Origin of the sequence: Jeotgalibacillus marinus, from assembly GCF_040801915.1 — a bacterium.
Lineage (GTDB): Bacteria > Bacillota > Bacilli > Bacillales > Jeotgalibacillaceae > Jeotgalibacillus > Jeotgalibacillus marinus.
Genome location: NZ_JBFMIA010000007.1, coordinates 25,685 through 45,669 on the forward strand (window position 1 = coordinate 25,685; position 19,985 = coordinate 45,669).

Genomic DNA, 19,985 nt, shown 5'->3' on the forward strand with positions numbered 1-19,985 from the left:
CTGGAAAGGAAATAATAAGGTTACAAAGTCAATCACCGCTGAAGGAAAAAAGTTCCTTCAGCGGTGATAACCGGTTCTACACAAGCATCTTCCGCTTTTATTGGAATACCGGTTCTTTATATCGGGAAAGCTTTTCTAAAGAGGATTGGTCAACATCACGGTGCAAACTGTTACCGTGGGAATCCATTGTTACGACTGCTGTAAACCCTTTTACTTTCAAGTGCCACATTGCTTCTGGGATTCCAAATTGTTTAAGATCCACTCCTTCAACACTTTGGATACAGTCAGCATAATATTGTGCCGCTCCACCAATTGCATTTAAGTAAACACCGCCGTGTTCTTCAAGTGCTTTAAGTGTTTTTGGACCCATACCACCTTTGCCAATAACTGCTCGAATGCCAAATCGTTTCATAATGTCTCCTTGATATGGTTCTTCACGAATCGAAGTGGTCGGTCCAGCGGCTTTCACGTGCCAGTTTCCTTTATCATCTTTTAACATAACAGGACCACAGTGATAAATAACTTGTCCATTTAAATCGACAGGTGAATCATTGTCGCTTAAATATTTGTGAATGGCGTCACGTCCTGTATACATCATGCCATCAATTTGAACAACGTCACCTACTTTTAATGAGCGAATTTGCTCTTCAGAAATTGGTGCATGAAGAGTGACAACTCGTGGCTCTTCATCTGGGGTTTGTTCCGTTTTTTGATCTTCACCAAAGCTGATTTTTTCTCCTTCTTGATACTGCCAATCTTCAATTGCTCCTGTGTCTGCATTGACCGTAATGCCAAGACGACGGAATGCCCAACAGTTATACGCAACGGAAACAAAGAAGCTTGCTGGAATTCGGTTCATGACGCCGACCTTACATCCAAGTAATGTCGTTTCACCACCAAAACCCATCGTACCAATTCCAAGTTCATTCGCATGCTCCATTACATACTGTTCAAGCTTATGAAGATCTTCATTTGGATTAACATCATCTGATGAACGGAAAAGTTGTTCTTTTGCTAGATCGTAGCCTGATGAACGGTCGCCACCAATTCCTACACCAATAAAACCTGCGCTACATCCTTGCCCTTGTGCTTGATAAACAGAATGCATCACACATTTACGAATCCCATCAAGGTCGCGTCCAGCCCGCCCAAGACCTTCAAGTTCACACGGGAGACTATATTGGATGTTTTTGTTTTCACAGCCGCCACCCTTAAGAATTAAACGAATATCAATCGTGTCTTTTTCCCACTGTTCAAATTTTACAACGGGTAAACCGAGTCCTAAATTGTCACCACTATTTTCGCCCGTTAATGAATCAACTGAGTTTGGACGCATTTTACCATCGTTTGTTGCGCGTACCATTGCCTTATGGATCGCCTTTTTTATTTCAATCTGATTGACTCCAACTGGTGTTTTAATTTTAAATGTCGGTAAGCCAGTATCTTGGCAAATCGGTGATACTTTATCATCAGCCATCTGAATGTTTTGTGTGATCGTTGCAAGACTCATCGCAGCTCGTGTACCTTCATTTTCTTGTGCCTTCGCTTCTTGTATTGCGCGTCGAACATCTTTCGGTAGATTTGTCGATGTTTCAACGATTAAATCGTATAAACTATTTTCAAGTGTAGTTATATTCATTATGTATGCGCCCCTTCCTCATCACTCAGCGACTTTCTTACTGAGGATTTCAACATTTCTATTATACCTGTTTACTAAGATGAAAAAAAGATGAATTGAAAACGGTTTCTATTGTCATAAATAAAAAGAGGTGCTCAGCAGTTGAGGCACCTCTTTTGCGTGGTTTGACGCAAGTAACTTTATTCCGATTTTTTAAATTGGTGAACCTTTACTTCAAGATCATCGACCATTTCGATCATACGATCAATGTCATCAAGATTTGTGCTTTCAGGGTCTACTGATTCCAGTACTTCTAAAAACATATTTAAACGCTTTTTTAAATAAAGCATTTGTGAATCGTTATCATGAATTGCATTACCCATCGGTATCGCTCCTTTCAAACTCGCTACTATCGTAACGGATTTTGTGAAACGATGCAACACCCTAGGCGCAAGTGGGCTTTTAGCTGCGACAAGCTCAAGGCGAGTTTTTATGTATTATCATGAAATGATTTCAAATGTCTCTGTCACCTTAATGCTGCCAATGACAGATTGAACCATTGAACAGTTTTTTCTAGTTAGATTTAATGCTTTTTCAACTTTTTTCTCATCTATTTGATCTGCCTTAATTGTAAAAAAAACACATGTATTTTTTCTGTGCGGTTTGCGATCGCTTCATTTCGCTCGAACTTCGCATTCACTTCTATGTCTTCAAACTTTAGACGCATTTTTTCAAATACAGCTCTTAATACGCCTCCACTACATACAGCTACCGATGATACAAGCAATTGATAAGTGTTGGTTTGGAATAAAGTTTGATCTTGAATAACTCCCCAGCTTATACTGACTGGTTTTGCTGAGATTGTTCTATGAAGGAAGGGCTTTCCTAGTATTCAAGGAAAGCTCCAGTTTCCTTAAGATCAAAATAGTTTCACAAGTTCATCAAACTTCTCAATAACCTCATCATAATCACTTACTTGTCCGAATCCATACTTTGCATAAACAAATGGTATTCCAGCATATCTAGATGCATTTAAATCACCTTCTGTGTCCCCTACATAAATAGGATTGGATAGGTTATTCCTTTCGATAATTAAGTTAATATTTTCTCCTTTTGAAAGTCCGGTTCTTCCAGGATTTTCATAGTCTAAGAAGTATTTTTCCAGGTTATGAAACTCATAAAATGATTCAATGTAGCCATCTTGACAGTTGCTTACGATGTAAAGTTTGTATTGCTTCGAAAGTACGTTTAGTACCTCCTCCACGTTATGATACAGATTACCGCCTTGTTTCTTTAAATACCCCTGTTCAGTTTCACAACACTCGGTAATCACTTTTACGCGGACATCCTCACTTAAATAAGGAAACAACTTTTTACTGATATCGTGCATTTGTAGTCCCATTGTTCCTTCGAAATCAATCCGTGTTAGTTCTCTTTTAATTTGACTGTGTTCCTTGATACGGCTATTCCACGCATTAAGAACGGTATCGATTGGATCCCAAATGGTCCCGTCTAAATCAAAAATAATACTATCCATATGTAGTTTCACCTCTCCATTGTTCAGTAAATCTCCTGATTGTAGAATAGGCATAAAAGAAACTTTCCAGATGCCACTTTCATCAGTTATCATTATATACTCAAAAACATATTACATATATTGTAAAATTTAGCATGATTTTGTGATTGTATGAAATGTGTTTAACATATCTAGAGCATCTTTTCTCTCGATAGATCTTCAACAATCTGGCCCGATTGCGGAATAAGAAAAAGTCCTGCAATATTAAATAGGATTTTTGATCAATTGAAAAAACGATTATTCGCCCAGATGGCTTTTGTACATATCTTTACATTTGTCATGACGTTCATTACGTGCCTCCTCTCGATTCTTAAAGGAAATGACGCGAAAAGGTGTTTGTGCAAAATTGTTCCGTTCCGAGTTGGCACGTATTTATGCAGTAGCGAGAAGAAAATCAAGCCGTAAACGGACGCCCATTTGTGTGCGTTTTTCAATTAGGATATCTGTTTTGTTGCTTATCATCGTATCAGAATGAATGTCTTTTTTATATTCATTAGTTTAAATGGATAATAAACTGACGTTTGAAAAAATGCACGCAAACATTAATCGAAAAGCCAAACATTTATATTTGCATAATTCAAAAACATTCTAATATACTGTACCTTAGGAATAAAAGGTTTCATTGAAAATGAAAGGGTGACAAACATGCAAAAACAAATTAAGTTAATCAATCGACCTGCAGCAACACCGACAAAATCGGACTTCAAATTAGTAGAAGCACCGATTGGAGAACCGTCTAAAGGAGAGTTACTAACACGGACCGTTTATATTTCAGTAGATCCTTATCTACGCGGACGCATGAATGAAGGCAAATCCTATATTCCACCATTTGAATTGAACGGTATAATTTCTAGCGGTGTAATTGGACAAGTCGTTGAATCCAAGTCAGATCAATTTACAAAAGGTGACCTCGTTCTCGGTTCACTCGGTTGGCAAGAATACTCGATTGCAAATGAAAATGAAGTACAAACGATTGATCCGAACCTTGCACCTGCATCTACCTATTTAAGTGTACTAGGTATGACAGGTTTAACGGCCTACTTCGGCTTTCTAGATATCGGTAAACCAAAAGAAGGTGAAACGGTTGTTGTTTCCGGCGCTGCAGGAGCTGTTGGTTCAATTGTTGGCCAAATTGCGAAAATCAAAGGCTGCCATGTTGTTGGGATAGCGGGTTCAGATGAGAAAGTGAACTACTTAACGGATGAATTAGGTTTTGATGCTGCGATCAACTACAAAACGCAAGAGGTTGGAGAAGCACTGAAGGAAGCATGCCCGAACGGAATTGACGTCTACTTCGAAAATGTAGGTGGCAAAATTTCCGACGCCATCTTCCCGCTCCTAAACAAATTTGCACGAATTCCAGTATGTGGAGCGATCTCATCCTACAATAACGAAGAACCGGACCTAGGACCTCGCGTTCAAGTTCATCTCATCAAGACCAGCTCATTGATGCAAGGCTTTACCGTTGGAAACTACTCTTCTCGATTTGAAGAAGGGGCAAAAGAATTGGCTCGTTGGCTGGGTGAAGGCAAACTAAAGTATGAAGAAACCATTACTGAGGGCTTTGATCATACCATTGATGCATTTTTAGATCTGTTTAAAGGTGCGAATCTCGGGAAAGCGTTGGTGAAGGTTGGGGATATTGAAAAATAGTCAATAGTAAAGCATGTGGAAAAGCGGTTCTAGGGTCAGTGTAGAACCGCTTTTTCACTTGTGCAAAAACACATGAGCTGACTAATCGCGGGCTAATTTCGTTCGAGCACCTACTTTAAAGTATCAATTATATTGCAATGTCTCTCCCCATGCAGGAAGCATTTTATTTAATGTTTTTTCCTCTCGATAACCTTAATACGTATTCTGCTTGCATTATCGTATGAATTTCACGAATTCCCTCATAAATAACTGGAGCCTTGGAATTGCGTAACTAACGCTCGAAAGGATACTCATCAATAACCGTACGCCCCATGAATCTGAACTGCATCATTTGCGTTTTCCACTTGTTTATGATCGCTTCAATTTACTCACGAATTATTTTATAGGTCCCTGTACCTTTTGAGACAATATCCCCTTCCTCATCTCTGACAATACTATCTACAAAAGCAGTCTTATAACCTCTCGAAATGATTGATGCTTTTGCATAAATATCTCCCGTTTTCACTGGAGCCGTGAAATGGACAGTCGAACTCGTTGCAATACACCTTGTTCTTGTAACTGAGCGCAGATGCATACTCTGGATGAAACCCATCATAGAAGCATGTACACCGCCATGAAGGGTTCTTTTTGTATTTAAAAGGTACTGTTGCAAACTTAATTTAATCTCCACGTTCTCTTCTTCAAAAGCTAGTATTTTTATTCCAAGATGCTGGAGGTAGGGACATTCTTCAAATTCTTTCTTTATTTCCTCAATCATCATCTACACCTTTTCTCCCCTCCACACTAATCTCTTTAAGAAATCTTTTATTTGGACATAAATTCGGGAGAACGTTTCTCTAAAAATGCGCTTGTTCCCTCATTTTTATCTTTGGTTGAAAAAAGTACAGCTTGGGCAAGCTTTTCAATCATTTGACCCGCCTTCATATCTGTATCAAAGCCGGCATGAATCGACATTTTTGCGAGTTTTATAGCTAATGGACCTTTCGATAGTATTTGAGCTGCTGTTTTTTCCACCACTTCTTTTAGCTGATCCTGCGGTACGTATTCTGAAACGAGACCAATTTTTTCCGCTTCTTCTGCCGTAATAATTTTCCCAGTCAAGATTAAGTCCATTGCTTTCCCTTTACCGATCAATCGCGCCATTCGTTGGGTTCCACCTGCACTCGGAATAATACCAAGATTCAACTCCGGAAGACCAAATTTTGCATTTGTAGAGGCGATTCGAATGTCACACGCCATGGCTAGCTCACATCCGCCGCCAAGCGCAAAACCGTTAATCATCGCAATCGTCGGTTTGTCATACGCTTCGATATAATCATATATTTCTTGCATGCCACCAGCTGTAAATACATCTAATGGACCTCGTTTTTTAAGCTGGTTGATGTCCGCTCCTGCTGCAAATGATTTATCTCCTTGCCCGGTAAAAATAATACAGTTCGTTTCTGTATCATTTTTCAAATTATCCAGCGCGTCTTTCATTTCTCCAAGTGTTTCTTTACTTAACGGATTGCGTTGTTCGGGCAGATTGATAATAATGTAGGCAAGCTGATTTGATTTTTCTACTAAAATATTTTGATAGTTGTTCATCTCTTCATCCCTCTCTCATTTTCTAGTAGTAAAGCAATTCCCTGTCCCCCGCCAATGCAAGCAGTCACAATAGACCGTTTCGCACCGCTTCTTTTCATTTCATAAACCGCCTTTGCAACGAGCATACCGCCTGTGGCTGCAATCGGATGACCGTGCGCGATCGCTCCACCATTTACATTTAGTTTTTCGTACGGAATATTTAATTCAACATTGCAGGCAAGTACCTGCACGGCAAACGCTTCATTTAACTCGACAAAATCAATATCTTCCATAATTAAATTATTCTGTTTCAACAGTTTTTGAACAGCTGGCACTGGGCCAATTCCCATGATGTTGGGATCTACTCCTGCCACTTGAGAATCAACTATACGTGCCATTACTTCTAGTCCACGTTTTTCAGCTTCTTCTTCAGACATCACGACTACTGCCGATGCACCATCGTTCACACCAGAAGAGTTGCCAGCTGTGACTGAGCCGTCTTCTTTAAAGACAGGACGTAGCTTCATCAGTTTTTCTTGCGTCGTTCCCGGCCGTGGATGCTCATCTCGATCGAACAACACCATTTCTTTTCCCGCTTTCACTTTAATTGGAACGATTTGTTCATCAAAAAACCCTTCTTGCATTGCCTGCGCCATTCTTCTCTGACTTTCCACTGCATATTTGTCCTGTTCTTCACGCGATATCCCATACTTTTCAACTAAGTTCTCCGCAGTGATCCCCATTGGAGGATCTCCAATCTTTTTTGGGGAAAGCTTTCTTTTCACAAATGCGGGTGGTTGTCGGTCATACGGACGCGACGCTGGTGCCAGCATATGTGGAGAGAGAGACATACTTTCCGCGCCGCCTGCTAAAAAGATCGTTCCTCTTCCCGCTACAATCAAATCCGCGGCGAGTGCCACGCTGTTAATCGATGAGCCGCACTGACGATCAATTGTCAGTCCCGGCAAAGTAACAGGAAAATCCGCCTCTAATAATGACATCCGTGCAGCATTGCCTCCACCGCTTAAGCAGTTGCCATAAATAACATCATCAATTTCTTCTTTTTTAAGATGTGCTCTTTTAACTGCTTCTTTCATCACTTCTGCTCCATATTCATAGTACGGTACTGCCGCAAGTGCCCCGCCTTTTTTGGCGATTGCTGTTCTTACCGCTGATACAATAACCGGTTGTGCCATCATTACACCTTCTTTCGTTAAGCTTCATTCATTACTTTAAATGTCGCCATGCCAGTTGCAACAAGTACCCCATTTCCGTCAAAAACATCTCCTCTACCACTGCCGGCATTCCCATTTATATTGATGTGCCCCCCTTTACAGACAAGCTTTTTAATCTGTTCTTGCTTAAAAACTTGAACATGCATATCAATGGTTACCGTAAAACCGCCTTCTTGTTCTGACACTGCTGTACCGAGAGCTACATCAAGTAGCGTGTAATAAAGTCCACTGGAAACGTGACCAACTTCATCTTTGTGGATCTCTTGAACTTCCATTGAGATCACAACTGCTCCATCGTCATTCTCTTGTCTTACCATTCCAAGGTGATCAGAGAAGGTAGACTGTTCTAGCATCCTACTTTTCATCTTTACTGTACCTGAAGATTTTCAATTAAAATGGCCATCCCCTGTCCACCTCCAACGCATAATGATGCAACCCCGTAACGCCCTCCTCTTTTTTTCAGTTCATGCATTAACGTAATGACAAGCCGTGATCCCGTAGAACCAACAGGATGTCCGAGCGCAATCGCCCCACCGTTCACATTTAATTTTTCTGAATCAATGTTGAGTTCACGTTGTACAGCGAGTGCTTGGGATGCAAATGCTTCATTTATTTCAAACAAGTCAATTTCATCAATCGATAAATTCGTTTTTTCTAATAGTTTTTGAATCGCGGGAACAGGACCGATGCCCATGATTTCTGGTGGTACTCCAACAGCCATCCAGTCAACAACTGCAGCTAACGGTGTCAATGACTGAGTCTTCGCTGTGAATTCACTCATAAGAAGAACAGCGGAAGCACCATCATTTCGACCGCATGCGTTGCCAGCGGTTACAGACCCATCTTTCTTAAACACAGGTTTTAATTGTGCAAGTTTTTCAATCGTCGTTTCAGGTCGTGGATGCTCGTCCTTATCAAAGATAACCGTTCCTTTTCTTGTATTTATTTCATAAGGAACAATTTCCTCTTTGAATTTCCCCTCTTCAATTGCAGCTGCGGCTCTTTTTTGACTTTCGATCGCAAACGCATCCTGATCTGCTCTAGAAATTCGAAATTTTTGTGCGACGTTTTCAGCAGTGATTCCCATGCCCATATCTTCACCGTACATTTCTTTCGGCTGCTGACCTGCTTCCAAATTTGAATCGACTAAATACGTTTTATCTCCCCCAAAACGAGCTCCACGCAAGTATATCGGCGAACAGCTCATACTTTCCGTGCCGCCAGCGACAACAATATCAGCCTGATTCGATTGAATTTGCTGAGCACCGGAAGCAATTGCCTGCATACCGGAAGCACAGAGGCGATTCACTGTAAATGCTGGTTTTTCAACAGGAATGCCGGCTCGAATTGCTGCGACGCGAGCGACATTCGACGATTCAGTCGCCTGCCGTACTTCTCCTAAAATAACTTCATCTACTTTTTCTGGTGACAGAGATACTTTTTCAAGTAATTTTTCAATAACATGTGAAACCAAAAGTCCTGAGTTAATTTCTTTTAATGCGCCACCATACCTTCCAATTGGCGTGCGCACCCCCTCGGCAATAACTACTCGTTCACTCATAACGCTCCCCCCTTATGTATATTCTTTATTAATTTCCCTGTAGGATCTTTGAGGTTTCTCATTTACTCATAAATTAAAAAATCCTTGCATCACGATAAAGACACGATTGTCCACTTCTGATCCGAAAGCTGTTTCTACGCCGGATTCACCGTATGGATTAATAATGAATACGGAACCGTCTTCCTGAACCTCTCCATTGTTGATTGAAATTTTCTCTTCCGTATCAAATGCTTTTTGACCAACATTTAAACTTTTATTTCATTCCCCACTCTGGTTCCTTTTGCATCATATTCGTAAAAACCTTTTCCTGTCTTTTTACCTAGCTCTCCTTTTTCTACTTTTTCAGCGACGATCCTTGCTGGTTTATCTTTCTCGTCGCCGCTTTCATTGTATCGTTGCATCCGCACGAAATAATTTACATCAATGCCCGTCAAATCCATTAAAGCAAACGGACCAATCGGGTGATTTAGTGCTTTTTTACAGACAAGATCAATTTCTTCATGCGTGGCGTAACCGTTTTCATATAAAAATACAGCTTCATCCATCAATTTACCGAGAATGCGATTAGCAATGAATCCTGAAATTTCTTTCTTAAGTAAAACCGGTGTTTTCCGGATGTTTTTCACAAATGCTATGCTCTTCTCAGCTGTTTTATCAGATGTATGGGGGCCCTTAACCACTTCGACCATTTCCATCACAAGAACTGGATTAAAAAAATGGATATTACAGACGTTTTCTGGATGACTAACGACATCTGCTATTTTTGAACTAACAATCGTTGAACTGTTCGTCGCTAATATCGCATCATCTGCAACGATTTTATCGAGCTTTGCAAAAAGATCACGTTTCGCATCCAATTTTTCAACAATCGCTTCAATCACCATATTTGCATTTGACAAATCTTCAATGCTTGCCGTAAAAGAAAGGCGATCAAACGCGCTGTCTACCTCTTCACGCGTGTATCTCCCTTTTTCAACACGCCTATCCATCTGCCCTTTGAGAAACACCTTTGCCTTATCAAGACTTTCTAGTTCAATATCTTGCAGTGTGACCGGATAACCAGCAAGCGCACAAACCATCGCAATTTGTGAACCCATCGTACCTGAACCGACAACGGCTACGTGATTAATTTCATTTTTTTTCATCAACATCCATTCCTCTCTTTTATCATTCTTCTTTCATCCATGTACGCTTCAAAAGCTACTTGATTAATTTTTACTTTTCCTCATTAAACTCCACTTCTCTCTTCTCTAGTTCCTCTTTAATGAGCAATCTTTTTAATAGCTTGCCAACTGTATTTCTAGGCAGTTCGTCTATCACTTCAAATTCTTTCGGTACTTTGTAAGGTGTTAACTTTGAATAACAGTACCCCTTTATTTCGTCTATATCGATTGTGATATCCTCTTGTGGAACGATAAATGCTTTTATCATTTCTTCCCCCATGCCATAAGGTATACTTGCTACTGCGGCTTCTTGAATATCAGGATGTTCGTATAAGACACTTTCTACTTCTTGGGGATAAATATTAAAACCTCCAACGATAATCATTTCTTTTTTTCTACCGACGATATAAAAATAGCCTTCTTCATCCATCATTGCGAGGTCGCCTGTATATAGCCAGCCATTTTGTAGCGCCTTTCTCGTTTCTTCCTCGCTGTTCCAATAGCCTTTCATGATTTGAGGCCCTTTAATGAGCAACTCGCCAACACAATTCGGCCCCAGTTCTGTGTCATATTCGTCAATAATCATACAATCTGTACCCGGAAATGGAATGCCGATGCTGCCTACTTTTCGTTTAGCGAATGGCGGATTACGATGTGTTGACGGGGAGGCCTCCGACATACCGAATCCTTCACAGATCACAGCACCTGTCAATTCTTCAAAGCTCTTAATGACTTCGATCGGGAGTGGTGCCGAACCAGACGAGCAATGTTTTAAGCACTTTAAATCGTATTTTCCGATAGCTGGATAATTGATGAACGCATTATACATTTTGGGTACGCCTGGGAAAAATGACGGCCGATATTTCTTCACTTTCTCTAGAACATCTTGAATCTTAAATTTTGGAAACAAAAGAATCGTAGCACCGAGGTGAATGCCGAGATTCATCGCGCTCGTCATTGCATACACATGGTAAAGTGGAGTCGCTGTCAGAATAACCTCTTCTCCCTGCCTCATCGTTTCACCATACATTTCAAAGCTTTGAACGACGTTGGAAGTAAGATTGAAATGAGTCAGCATCGCTCCTTTAATTTCTCCACTCGTTCCTCCTGTGTATTGAATAACAGCGATGTCTTCATGAGGATCAATGTATTCAGGTCCGCTTATTTCCTTGCCATTTTCAATAAGTGCTCGAAGCGATACGAATTCACTGTCGTCTTCAATCGAGAAGCACTGTTCGAACGAATACACTTCTTTTATTTTTTCAACTGTACGTTTAGCATTCTTGTCGAACACTATATATTGCGTGCACGAATCAACGACAATCTGCATCAACTCCCGGGATGTATACATTGGATTCACTTGAACAGCAATGAGACCAAGTGCCTGCGCAGCATAGTAACTCACAATATAAAGAGGGTGATTAGCCATCATCAGTCCAATCCGATCCCCTTTTTTCAAACCAATCTCTTTCCATTTCCCAGCTAGTTTGTCTACTTGATTCTTTAAAGTCGTATAATCGATCCGTTCGTCTTCAAAAACAATCGCTGTATGGTCAGGGAACTTTTTAACAGTATTCATCAAAAGTGTGTAGATTGAGCTTTCCGGTAGCAGAATAGATGAAGTTCTCTCTCCATACCATTGTTCCCAAGGTTTTTTTACCGTTTCTCCCATCGTCTGCACCCCAGTTCTATTCGAATATACCTTCTTCTTCATAATATTTTTTTGCCCCTGGATGCAATGTAGTTTTATCAATCCCGTCAAATATTGTATCTTTAGTAAAATGAGCGGCACGTTCCGGAATTTGCTCTTCAAAAATATCGATGTTTTCCCAAAATAACTTAGTCAAATTGTATACATATTCCTCATCAAGATCGGTACGAGCCGTTAACATCGAAACGGTTGTGTACGTCAGCACTTCTTCATCCATACCTATATACGATTGTGCTGGAATTGCTCCCGCAGAAATCCCGTAATCTTTTTCTTCTATTTTGTCGAGTTTATCTTGATCTATCGGCAGAATCCGCAATTTATTTGTCAGCTCTATGTCCTGTAGAGCTAACACTGAAGGAGCGCCACCTCCGAGGAATACATCAACTGAATTATCTACGAGCATCGCAGCACCGTCATTATAATCGCCATAAGATGTTTTCCCGCCAGCATTTTTGACCGATTCCTCATCGATTCCGTATTCTTTCATCATTTTCCAAAAAGCAACAGCACCTCCTCCGTTTTTTGGACCGAGGAATATGTGCTTATCTTCAATATCCTGAATCTTGTTTATTTTGTTGTTTTTATCAAGTACGGCAATCGTTTGATACACTGGAGTAAGTGAGGCTACCGCTGCGACAGTATCAAGTTTTTCTTCAAAAGTCCCCTCTCCTGCAATTGCCTCAGAGTAATCCGATGTGTAGTTCATACCTATGTGAATATCTCCTACGTCAAGAGACCTTAAATTTGCTGTAGATCCGCCTTCAATTTGTGAAGCATTCAACCCATTAAAGTTATCCATGTATATATCTGACATAACCGTTGTGATGGGATACCATCCCGATCCCATAGGCCCTGTTCCAATTTGCAAAAACTTCTCAGGCGCTGTCAGTTTACTATTGTCTCCTCCCACGTTGTCTCCTTCTCCACTACCGCACCCCACTAGTACAACCATTAAAATACCAAATGTTGCTTTCAATAACGCGCTTTTCATCATTTTAATTCCTCCTTTTTATTCTCGACCTTATTGCGCGTCTGCCCTTTGAATCACTTCAGCTTTTCCTGTAAACTCCTTCTTTTGCCACATATAAACGACAATGAACAACACAATACCTGCAAGATCCGTCAAGAGGCCAGGAATAATTAAAGCGGCCGCAGCGATAAATAAAAGAAGGCGCTGGATGATGTTAAGCCGATTGATTAAATAATTTTCTACTGCTGATGCAAAAATATAACAGCTTATTAAAGCGCTTACAATAACTAAGATAACCGCACTTATATTCTCACTTTGCAAAAGAAGTTCGGGGTTGTAAGCGAATATAAATGGGACTAAAAATCCACCTACTCCAATTTTCATCGCATAAAGTGCTGTTGCATTTGGATTGGATCCAGCAATCCCTGCTGTTGTATACGCTGTAATCGCAACTGGTGGCGTCAGGCCAGAAAGCACTCCAAAATAAAACACGAACATGTGAGCAGAGATCAAGTTAATATCCGCAGCTACCAATGCTGGAACACCGAGGACAGATAAAATTACGTAAGCAGATACTGTTGGCATACCCATACCTAGAATAATAGATGAGATGGCAATCATGACGAGCAATAAAAATGTCTTGCCGTCCGCAACCCCGATCATAAACCGTGAAAAATTCATACCGAGTCCTGTTAATGAAACAGCACCGACAATGATTCCCGCAGTTGCACATGCCGCAATAACAGTAAGTGCTCCTCTAACCCCATCTTCAATAGCACCGAGGATACGAAGCAGGTTCATTCTTGTTGCTTTTCTGATCCAACTGAGTGCGATCGTAATGAAAATAGCATAAAAGCCAGCTTTCATCGGGCTGTACCCCATAACCATTAAACCGATAATGATGGGAATTGGTAAAAATAAATATCCTTGTTTTATCAAAGATTCCCATGGATTTGGGAGGAATTCTTTCGGAATACCTGAAAGTTCAAGCTTTTTCGAATGAAAATAAACGATAAATCCAGCAATGAGAAAATAAACAATCGCTGGAATAAGCGCATAAAGCGCCAATTTAATAAAAGGAACACCGGTTGCTTCCGCCATGATGAAAACTGATGCACCCATAATTGGCGGCATAATTTGTCCTCCTTGAGAGGCAACTGCTTCAACGGCAGCAGCAAACTTCTTGGAATAACCCATTTTTTTCATGAGCGGAATAGTGAATGAACCGGTAATCGCAGCGTTCGCCGCCCCATTTCCTGTAATAGTTGAAACGAGCGCACTCGCGCCGATTGCAGATAAAGCCGGCCCACCTGCTTTATTTCCGAGTGCTCCAAAAGAAAAGTTTGTAAAAAACTGTCCGCCGCCCGATTTCATTAAAAATGAACCAAAAATGACAAATAAAATGAGTATCGTCGAACTGATATAAATAGGTGTGCTGAAAATGCCCAGTGTACTGTTAAACATTTGATCAATCATTTTCCCGTAACGAGCACCTGGGTGGGCGAGAATTCCGGGGAAATAGCTACCAAAGAAAATGTATACGAGAAAAAACAAACCGATTAAAGACATCAAAAGTCCATTTGTTCTTCTCGTTGCTTCAAGAACAAGCGCTAACAAAATCGTTCCATATATCATATCTAGATCACTGACATTTCCCTGACGCATTTGTATACCCTCTACATCTGTCAGCATATACCAACCAGTAACAATCGTTAATCCAATAAAAAGAATATCGATATACCCAAAGCTTTTTCCTTTTCTAAACGGAAAAATTAAAAAGATAAGCAAAAGTGCCCACAATACGTGAATTGCACGCTGTTGCCATGACTCAAGGGTGCCAAATCCTGCAGTATAAATGTGGAAGACTCCCATTCCAATCGCCAGCAAAGAAATAATGAGCATAAATACTCGTTTTTTGTTCCACTTCTCTTTGCGGGATTGCCATAATATTTCCGCATTAGACGGCTGTTCTTCAACGATTGTGTTGATTTTCCGAACAGGTTCTTCTGCTGTTGTCATCTTAACCACCCCTTGCATATATCTTTAACGTTACAATGAACTGCCACCGTCTACTGCAATAATTTGACCGGTAATATAATCGCTCGCACGACTTGCTAATAATAGAGCGGTGCCTTTTAAAGACTGTTCATCTCCAATTTTCCCCATAGGATGACTAGATTTAATGGCATCTCCTTTCACTTCAAGAGTATGTTTCGTCATTTTAGTTTCAAAAAAACCAGGCGCAATCGCATTGATCGTAATATTGTTTCCGGCCCATTTACGTGCCAAATCTTTTGTAAAATGATGAATCGCTGCTTTACTCGTACTATAACCAATCGCATTCAGCACTTCTTTCGGTTCCGCTTTTAATCCAGCAACAGAGCCAATGTTTATAATTTTACCGCTGTTTTGCTTCAGCATATGGCGACCTGCCTCTCGGCACATCAGAAATGTTCCTGTGGTATTAACATTTATGACTTTGTTCCATGCTTCAAGCGGCATATCTTCTACTTTTTCACCCCATGTCGCCCCGCTGTTATTAACTAAAATATCGATTTTATCAAAGGTATCAATTACTTCTTTAATCGTTCGCTTTACATCTTCTTCATCACTTACATTACAGGAAAAGGCCGCTGTCTTTACTCCGTATTTTTGGGTGATTTCTTGCGCAGTTTCCAGACAGACATCGTATTTACGGGAGCAGACGGCGATATTTGCGCCGTGCTCCGCATACACTTCTGCCATTAATTTACCAAGTCCACTCCCACCACCCGTAATAAGAGCGGTCTTTCCACTTAGATCAAATAATGACGTCATTACTGTTCCCCCATTCAGATATTTATCTTTCTAACACTTTTCGTGCAATAATTAGACGTTGAATCTCATTTGTACCTTCATAAATCTTCGTAATGCGAGCGTCTCGGTAAAATCTCTCTATCGGATAATCAGCAACGTATCCCATGCCACCATGGATTTGAACAGCTTTATCTGCTACTTTATTAAATACATCAGAAGCGAATAGTTTTGCCATAGACGCTTCTTTAATCACTCTTTTCCCTTCATCAATTAGAAGTGCTGCTTTCAAAGTAAGCATTCGGGCCGCTTCTGTTTCTGTTGCCATGTCTGCAATCATCCATTGAATCGCTTGATTATCCGCAATCGGCTTACCGAATTGCTTTCTTTCATTTGCATACGAAGCGGATAGTTCGATCAATTTATCGCACGAACCTACTGCTCTCGCAGCGAGCCCAACGCGTCCTTCTCCGAGGATTTTCAAAGCAGACACATAGCCCATGCCAATTTTTCCGATCACGTTTTCTTCCGGAACTTCACAGTCTTCAAAAATGAGTTGAGCAGTGTAAGAACCTCGAAGACCCATTTTTTTATCCGTTTTTCCAATCGTGAAACCTGGAAAATCTTTTTCTATTAAGAAAGCCGTAATACCGCCTTTTGCACCTTTTTCTTTATCCGTTAAAGCAAAAACAGTAAAAACATCTGCCACTGGCGCATTTGTAATAAAGTGTTTCGTTCCATTCACGATCCATTTATCCCCACATTTTTCTGCTCTCGTTTCTAAATTAGTTGCGTCCGATCCGGCTCCCGGTTCCGAAAGAGCAAATGCTGCAATTTTTTCTCCTGAAGCCATTTCTGGTAAGTATTTTCGTTTCATCTCTTCAGATGCGAATTTTACAAGCCCTGTGCTTCCTATTCCTGTGTGTGCACTAATTAAACTGACAAAGCCATTATGCGTTCGGCCAAGCTGTTCAAGGACAGCTACCTTACCAACTGCATTCAACCCGATGCCACCGTACTCTTCTGGAATACTCATTCCGAACAATCCAAGCTCTTTTGCCAGTTCTACTAAATGCTGAGGGATTTTATCTTCTTCCTCTATTTGCTGTGCGTATGGTTCTACTTCTTTCTCTACATAGTTTCGAACCATTTGTGTCATTTGCTCAATCTCTGGTAACAATTTGAATGTCATGTTAGTTTCCTCCCTTTATGGTCGATCTCAATGATCTATATAAAGATACTTGCAACTAACGTGCCAAACTTCCACATGCCTATTCCCGTTGTTCTTGAGCTACCTACCCATTTAAAACCAAAACCTTCGATTCATTTGTGAATCGAATAAACTTCAATCACTCTCACATAAGTGATTCAAAAACGCATCAATGATTCATTTGTGAATAATTAACGACAAAAAAACTTGTAAAAATACAGCTTTACAAGTTTTTCTCTCTACTTTTTAATAGGTAATAAACGGTTTTTACTGTGTTTAACGACTTTTTGTACACGGATGCTTTGTTGATTAAATAACCGATTAACTCGTCAGCTTCTGTTACTTTTCCCTTTCGAACGTCCTGAAGCATCGATGTCGTGTGCTTTCTTGCAAATTCTGCATTTTGAAAAGCAATTTCGATGTCCTCTTCACCCAGCGGATAGCCAGACAATGCGGCTATCTCAATTGTTTCCGATCCGATCATCGCTGCTATTTCTCTTAAATGAGGATCCTCAAGTATTTGCCCAATCGTCCTATCCGTCGCTGCAGATAATGGATTGAATATTAAGCTAAATAAATATTTCTTCCATTTTCTCAACATAATTTGTTGCGAACAGTCCGCAGGGATTTGTGCTTCGTTTAACAAGACGGAGATTTTTTTTGCGGCTTCTTGCCCGCCATCACTAAGCGCACCTATAACAAGTCTATACCTTCCGCTTTGTTTAATAACGCCTGGTGATTCAACCGATGCCTGCACATATACCGCCGCTGACAGTACCCGATCTTTGCCAAATACCTCGACAAGCGTTTCTTCGTTGTTCACACCATTTTGCAGCGTCATGACATACGCTGATTCATGAATCACTTCTTTCAACTTTTCTGCCGTCTCTTTCGTATCTCCGGATTTCACACAAAATAAAATGAGTTCGCAATCAGCAAGAGCTTCAACATTTTCAGAGAATGTTTGATAGATTGTTATTTTTTTATTCTCTCTAACAATCGACAATCCATTTTTGTTCATTTCAGCTAAGTGTGCCCCGCGTGCAATGTACCTTACATCGTGTACCGCTTCTGTTAAAAAACTTCCAAAAAAAGAACCGACAGCACCGCTGCCCATAATACCAATTTTCATATATTACTACCTCGCCCTTTCAATACAATGTTATATTTTTTTAATTTTCTAACAATAGTAGCTTGACTCGTGTCTAGTTGCTTTGCCAGTTCATATGTCGTCGTATATTTTTCAACTGCGCGCTTCAATACATTTTCTTCAGCTGTTTCCACCGCTTTTTTCAATGTCACTTTTTCATTGATTTCAGTAGACGGGAAATTTATTTCTGTTTTATATTCAACTGGAAGATGTTCGAGATTAAGCTTGTCTGCACTATTTAGTAGCACAATTTGTTCTAGTAAATTTGACAACTCTCTTATATTTCCCGGCCAGTGATATCGATAGAAAAAAGAAGAGAGTTCCGCATTCAACTCTTTTTTCATTTCATACTTTTTATTAATATTTTTCAAGAATATTTTTATTAAAGAATGTATCTCATCTTTACGTTTCCGTAAAGGAGGAATAGCAATCGGCACGACATTTAAGCGATAATATAAATCTTCACGAAATTTCCCTTCCTGGACCATTTCTTTTAAATTCCGATTCGTTGCTGCAATCAACCGCACATCGATTTTTTTAGTCGATGTCCCGCCAACCCGCTGAATTTCTCTTTCTTGAATGACCCTCAGTAATTTTACTTGAAGGTCTAACGGCATTTCGCCAATTTCATCTAAAAACAATACTCCTTTATGTGCCAATTCAAACATTCCTGGTTTTCCATTTTTGCTTGCACCTGTAAAAGCACCACCCGCATACCCAAACAATTCTGACTCAAGGAGGTTCAAGGGAATGGCACCGCAGTTCACTTTAATAAATTTTCCTCTTCTTCTTCGCTCGCTTTCATTGTAAATATATTTAGCCAGTACATCTTTACCAACACCAGTTTCTCCAAGAATCAGAACCGTAGCTGAGACATTAACGATACGTTTTGCGGTATCATAGATGATCCTCATCTGCTCGTTCTCCACAACGGTCTTTCCATCTATGAAGGACTCAATTCCTTTTAACCTCTCAATTTCCTTATGGTAGCTTTTATTTAAGTCGTTCGCTCTACGAAGGGCCGTCTGCAAACTATTTAAATCAGATAAGTCACGAACATTCGTAACAACGCTCTCCACTTCACCTTGTTCATTGAATACCGGATTGCCGGTAAGAAGTGTTTCCCTTCCTAAATAATTAAGTTGAACAAAAGATATACTTCTCTTTTTTTCTAACACCTTATGCGTGACCGATTTCTCAAGAATTCCCCGCTTAATTAAATCGTCTACCTTCTTATTCAAATAGTATTCTTTTGGTATTCCCGTAATTCTTTCAATTGCTGAATTCGTCCGCAATGTAACGCCATCCTTATTCGTAATATAGATGCCGTCATAAGAATTTTCGATGACCGCATCAAGATGACGATTTAAACGTTGCAGTTCCTCCAGTTCAGTCAACTTGTTTTCAAGTTCTCTTGAAGTAATGCCTACATAGAAAATTCTATCTTCAGTCAATTGTTCTTTTAGAAAAATATACCTTTTATTGTTCAAGCGGGACTGAATTAATTTCCCTCCCTGCTTTTCATGCCATACGTCAAAGAGTGCTTTAACAGGTTTATTCAAAACGCTTTTCTTAAAGTCAGATAATAGGCTCTCATTCATACTAATTACTTCATCATTTAAAGACGTTTCAAGACACAAAAACGTGATTTTATCCATCTGAATCACAACAAGCCCTCCTTTTAAACCATTCTACATTTATTTTTTTAATAATTCAAAAATTTAATAAAGACTACTTTTCATCCCTGAATCAGGTCTTTTTTTATTACCTTTTTCTCCA

General features: G+C 40.0%; 18 protein-coding genes and 2 pseudogenes. 1 reads left to right on the top strand and 19 read right to left on the bottom strand.

Annotation, left to right across the window (positions count from 1 at the left end; genetic code table 11):
- Positions 1-97: 97 nt before the first annotated feature.
- The 4 genes from AB1471_RS09605 to AB1471_RS09620 all read right to left on the bottom strand — a co-directional run bounded on the left by AB1471_RS09605 (position 98) and on the right by AB1471_RS09620 (position 3,155).
- Positions 98-1,639, bottom strand: coding sequence for a fumarate hydratase (locus AB1471_RS09605; protein WP_367779546.1), 1,542 nt, complete (start codon positions 1,637-1,639; stop codon positions 98-100).
- A 179-nt stretch (positions 1,640-1,818) separates the two neighbouring features.
- A complete protein-coding gene (locus AB1471_RS09610) occupies positions 1,819-2,001 on the bottom strand; it encodes an SE1561 family protein (protein ID WP_367779547.1) in 183 nt (60 codons plus the stop codon).
- Between the two features lie 227 nt (positions 2,002-2,228).
- Complete coding sequence (locus AB1471_RS09615) at positions 2,229-2,405, bottom strand: OsmC family protein (protein WP_367779548.1); 177 nt, start codon at positions 2,403-2,405, stop codon at positions 2,229-2,231.
- Positions 2,406-2,537: 132 nt separating this feature from the next.
- The gene (locus AB1471_RS09620) at positions 2,538-3,155 is read right to left on the bottom strand and encodes an HAD family hydrolase (RefSeq protein WP_367779549.1); all 618 of its coding nucleotides are present in this window, start codon (positions 3,153-3,155) and stop codon (positions 2,538-2,540) included.
- 684 nt (positions 3,156-3,839) lie between these two features.
- On the opposite strand from AB1471_RS09620, the gene AB1471_RS09625 reads away from it, so the two are divergent.
- Positions 3,840-4,847 (top strand): NADP-dependent oxidoreductase, encoded by a 1,008-nt coding sequence (locus tag AB1471_RS09625; RefSeq protein WP_367779550.1) that lies wholly within the window; start codon positions 3,840-3,842, stop codon positions 4,845-4,847.
- A 123-nt stretch (positions 4,848-4,970) separates the two neighbouring features.
- Here AB1471_RS09625 and AB1471_RS09630 read toward each other — a convergent pair.
- The 15 genes and pseudogenes from AB1471_RS09630 to AB1471_RS09700 form a co-directional block, all read right to left on the bottom strand.
- Positions 4,971-5,182, bottom strand: a pseudogene (locus tag AB1471_RS09630) (acyl-CoA dehydrogenase family protein); the annotation flags it as partial.
- 29 nt (positions 5,183-5,211) lie between these two features.
- On the bottom strand, positions 5,212-5,607 hold the full coding sequence (locus AB1471_RS09635) for a PaaI family thioesterase (protein WP_367779551.1): 396 nt from the start codon (positions 5,605-5,607) through the stop codon (positions 5,212-5,214).
- Positions 5,608-5,651: 44 nt separating this feature from the next.
- Complete coding sequence (locus AB1471_RS09640) at positions 5,652-6,434, bottom strand: enoyl-CoA hydratase/isomerase family protein (RefSeq protein ID WP_367779552.1); 783 nt, start codon at positions 6,432-6,434, stop codon at positions 5,652-5,654.
- Entirely contained in the window at positions 6,431-7,612 is a 1,182-nt protein-coding gene (locus AB1471_RS09645) for a thiolase family protein (protein WP_437342355.1), read from the bottom strand. Before AB1471_RS09645 ends, AB1471_RS09640 begins: the two co-directional genes overlap by 4 nt.
- Positions 7,613-7,626: 14 nt before the next feature.
- On the bottom strand, positions 7,627-8,013 hold the full coding sequence (locus AB1471_RS09650; protein WP_367779554.1) for a PaaI family thioesterase: 387 nt from the start codon (positions 8,011-8,013) through the stop codon (positions 7,627-7,629).
- 2 nt (positions 8,014-8,015) lie between these two features.
- Complete coding sequence (locus AB1471_RS09655; protein WP_367779555.1) at positions 8,016-9,209, bottom strand: thiolase family protein; 1,194 nt, start codon at positions 9,207-9,209, stop codon at positions 8,016-8,018.
- A gap of 126 nt (positions 9,210-9,335) precedes the next feature.
- Positions 9,336-9,419 (bottom strand): annotated as a pseudogene (locus AB1471_RS09660) (electron transfer flavoprotein subunit beta); the annotation flags it as partial.
- A 35-nt stretch (positions 9,420-9,454) separates the two neighbouring features.
- Positions 9,455-10,354 carry a 3-hydroxyacyl-CoA dehydrogenase family protein gene (locus AB1471_RS09665; protein WP_367779556.1) on the bottom strand — a complete coding sequence of 300 codons (900 nt, stop codon included), beginning with the start codon at positions 10,352-10,354 and terminating at the stop codon, positions 9,455-9,457.
- A gap of 70 nt (positions 10,355-10,424) precedes the next feature.
- Complete coding sequence (locus tag AB1471_RS09670) at positions 10,425-12,044, bottom strand: long-chain-fatty-acid--CoA ligase (RefSeq protein WP_367779557.1); 1,620 nt, start codon at positions 12,042-12,044, stop codon at positions 10,425-10,427.
- A 16-nt stretch (positions 12,045-12,060) separates the two neighbouring features.
- Positions 12,061-13,077, bottom strand: a complete 1,017-nt coding sequence (locus tag AB1471_RS09675; protein ID WP_367779558.1) for a TAXI family TRAP transporter solute-binding subunit — start codon at positions 13,075-13,077, stop codon at positions 12,061-12,063.
- A gap of 27 nt (positions 13,078-13,104) precedes the next feature.
- On the bottom strand, positions 13,105-15,072 hold the full coding sequence (locus AB1471_RS09680) for a TRAP transporter permease (protein WP_367779559.1): 1,968 nt from the start codon (positions 15,070-15,072) through the stop codon (positions 13,105-13,107).
- A gap of 30 nt (positions 15,073-15,102) precedes the next feature.
- Positions 15,103-15,870, bottom strand: coding sequence for an SDR family oxidoreductase (locus AB1471_RS09685; RefSeq protein WP_367779560.1), 768 nt, complete (start codon positions 15,868-15,870; stop codon positions 15,103-15,105).
- Between the two features lie 22 nt (positions 15,871-15,892).
- A complete protein-coding gene (locus tag AB1471_RS09690; RefSeq protein WP_367779561.1) occupies positions 15,893-17,038 on the bottom strand; it encodes an acyl-CoA dehydrogenase family protein in 1,146 nt (381 codons plus the stop codon).
- A 241-nt stretch (positions 17,039-17,279) separates the two neighbouring features.
- The gene (locus tag AB1471_RS09695) at positions 17,280-18,188 is read right to left on the bottom strand and encodes a ketopantoate reductase family protein (protein WP_367779562.1); all 909 of its coding nucleotides are present in this window, start codon (positions 18,186-18,188) and stop codon (positions 17,280-17,282) included.
- Positions 18,185-19,864 (bottom strand): sigma-54 interaction domain-containing protein, encoded by a 1,680-nt coding sequence (locus tag AB1471_RS09700; protein ID WP_367779637.1) that lies wholly within the window; start codon positions 19,862-19,864, stop codon positions 18,185-18,187. The genes AB1471_RS09695 and AB1471_RS09700 overlap by 4 nt, the downstream gene beginning before the upstream one ends.
- Positions 19,865-19,985 lie beyond the last annotated feature (121 nt).

Bases quoted from the DNA above. Each gene is read 5' to 3' on its own strand.
- AB1471_RS09620 (WP_367779549.1), bottom strand. From the start codon at position 3,155: ATGGATAGTATTATTTTTGATTTAGACGGGACCATTTGGGATCCAATC.
- AB1471_RS09605 (WP_367779546.1), bottom strand. From the start codon at position 1,639: ATGAATATAACTACACTTGAAAATAGTTTATACGATTTAATCGTTGAA.
- AB1471_RS09665 (WP_367779556.1), bottom strand. From the start codon at position 10,354: ATGAAAAAAAATGAAATTAATCACGTAGCCGTTGTCGGTTCAGGTACG.
- AB1471_RS09690 (WP_367779561.1), bottom strand. From the start codon at position 17,038: ATGACATTCAAATTGTTACCAGAGATTGAGCAAATGACACAAATGGTT.
- AB1471_RS09670 (WP_367779557.1), bottom strand. From the start codon at position 12,044: ATGGGAGAAACGGTAAAAAAACCTTGGGAACAATGGTATGGAGAGAGA.
- AB1471_RS09675 (WP_367779558.1), bottom strand. From the start codon at position 13,077: ATGATGAAAAGCGCGTTATTGAAAGCAACATTTGGTATTTTAATGGTT.
- AB1471_RS09610 (WP_367779547.1), bottom strand. From the start codon at position 2,001: ATGGGTAATGCAATTCATGATAACGATTCACAAATGCTTTATTTAAAA.
- AB1471_RS09695 (WP_367779562.1), bottom strand. From the start codon at position 18,188: ATGAAAATTGGTATTATGGGCAGCGGTGCTGTCGGTTCTTTTTTTGGA.
- AB1471_RS09700 (WP_367779637.1), bottom strand. From the start codon at position 19,864: ATGGATAAAATCACGTTTTTGTGTCTTGAAACGTCTTTAAATGATGAA.
- AB1471_RS09625 (WP_367779550.1), top strand. From the start codon at position 3,840: ATGCAAAAACAAATTAAGTTAATCAATCGACCTGCAGCAACACCGACA.
- AB1471_RS09680 (WP_367779559.1), bottom strand. From the start codon at position 15,072: ATGACAACAGCAGAAGAACCTGTTCGGAAAATCAACACAATCGTTGAA.
- AB1471_RS09645 (WP_437342355.1), bottom strand. From the start codon at position 7,612: ATGATGGCACAACCGGTTATTGTATCAGCGGTAAGAACAGCAATCGCC.
- AB1471_RS09640 (WP_367779552.1), bottom strand. From the start codon at position 6,434: ATGAACAACTATCAAAATATTTTAGTAGAAAAATCAAATCAGCTTGCC.
- AB1471_RS09655 (WP_367779555.1), bottom strand. From the start codon at position 9,209: ATGAGTGAACGAGTAGTTATTGCCGAGGGGGTGCGCACGCCAATTGGA.
- AB1471_RS09650 (WP_367779554.1), bottom strand. From the start codon at position 8,013: ATGAAAAGTAGGATGCTAGAACAGTCTACCTTCTCTGATCACCTTGGA.
- AB1471_RS09685 (WP_367779560.1), bottom strand. From the start codon at position 15,870: ATGACGTCATTATTTGATCTAAGTGGAAAGACCGCTCTTATTACGGGT.
- AB1471_RS09635 (WP_367779551.1), bottom strand. From the start codon at position 5,607: ATGATGATTGAGGAAATAAAGAAAGAATTTGAAGAATGTCCCTACCTC.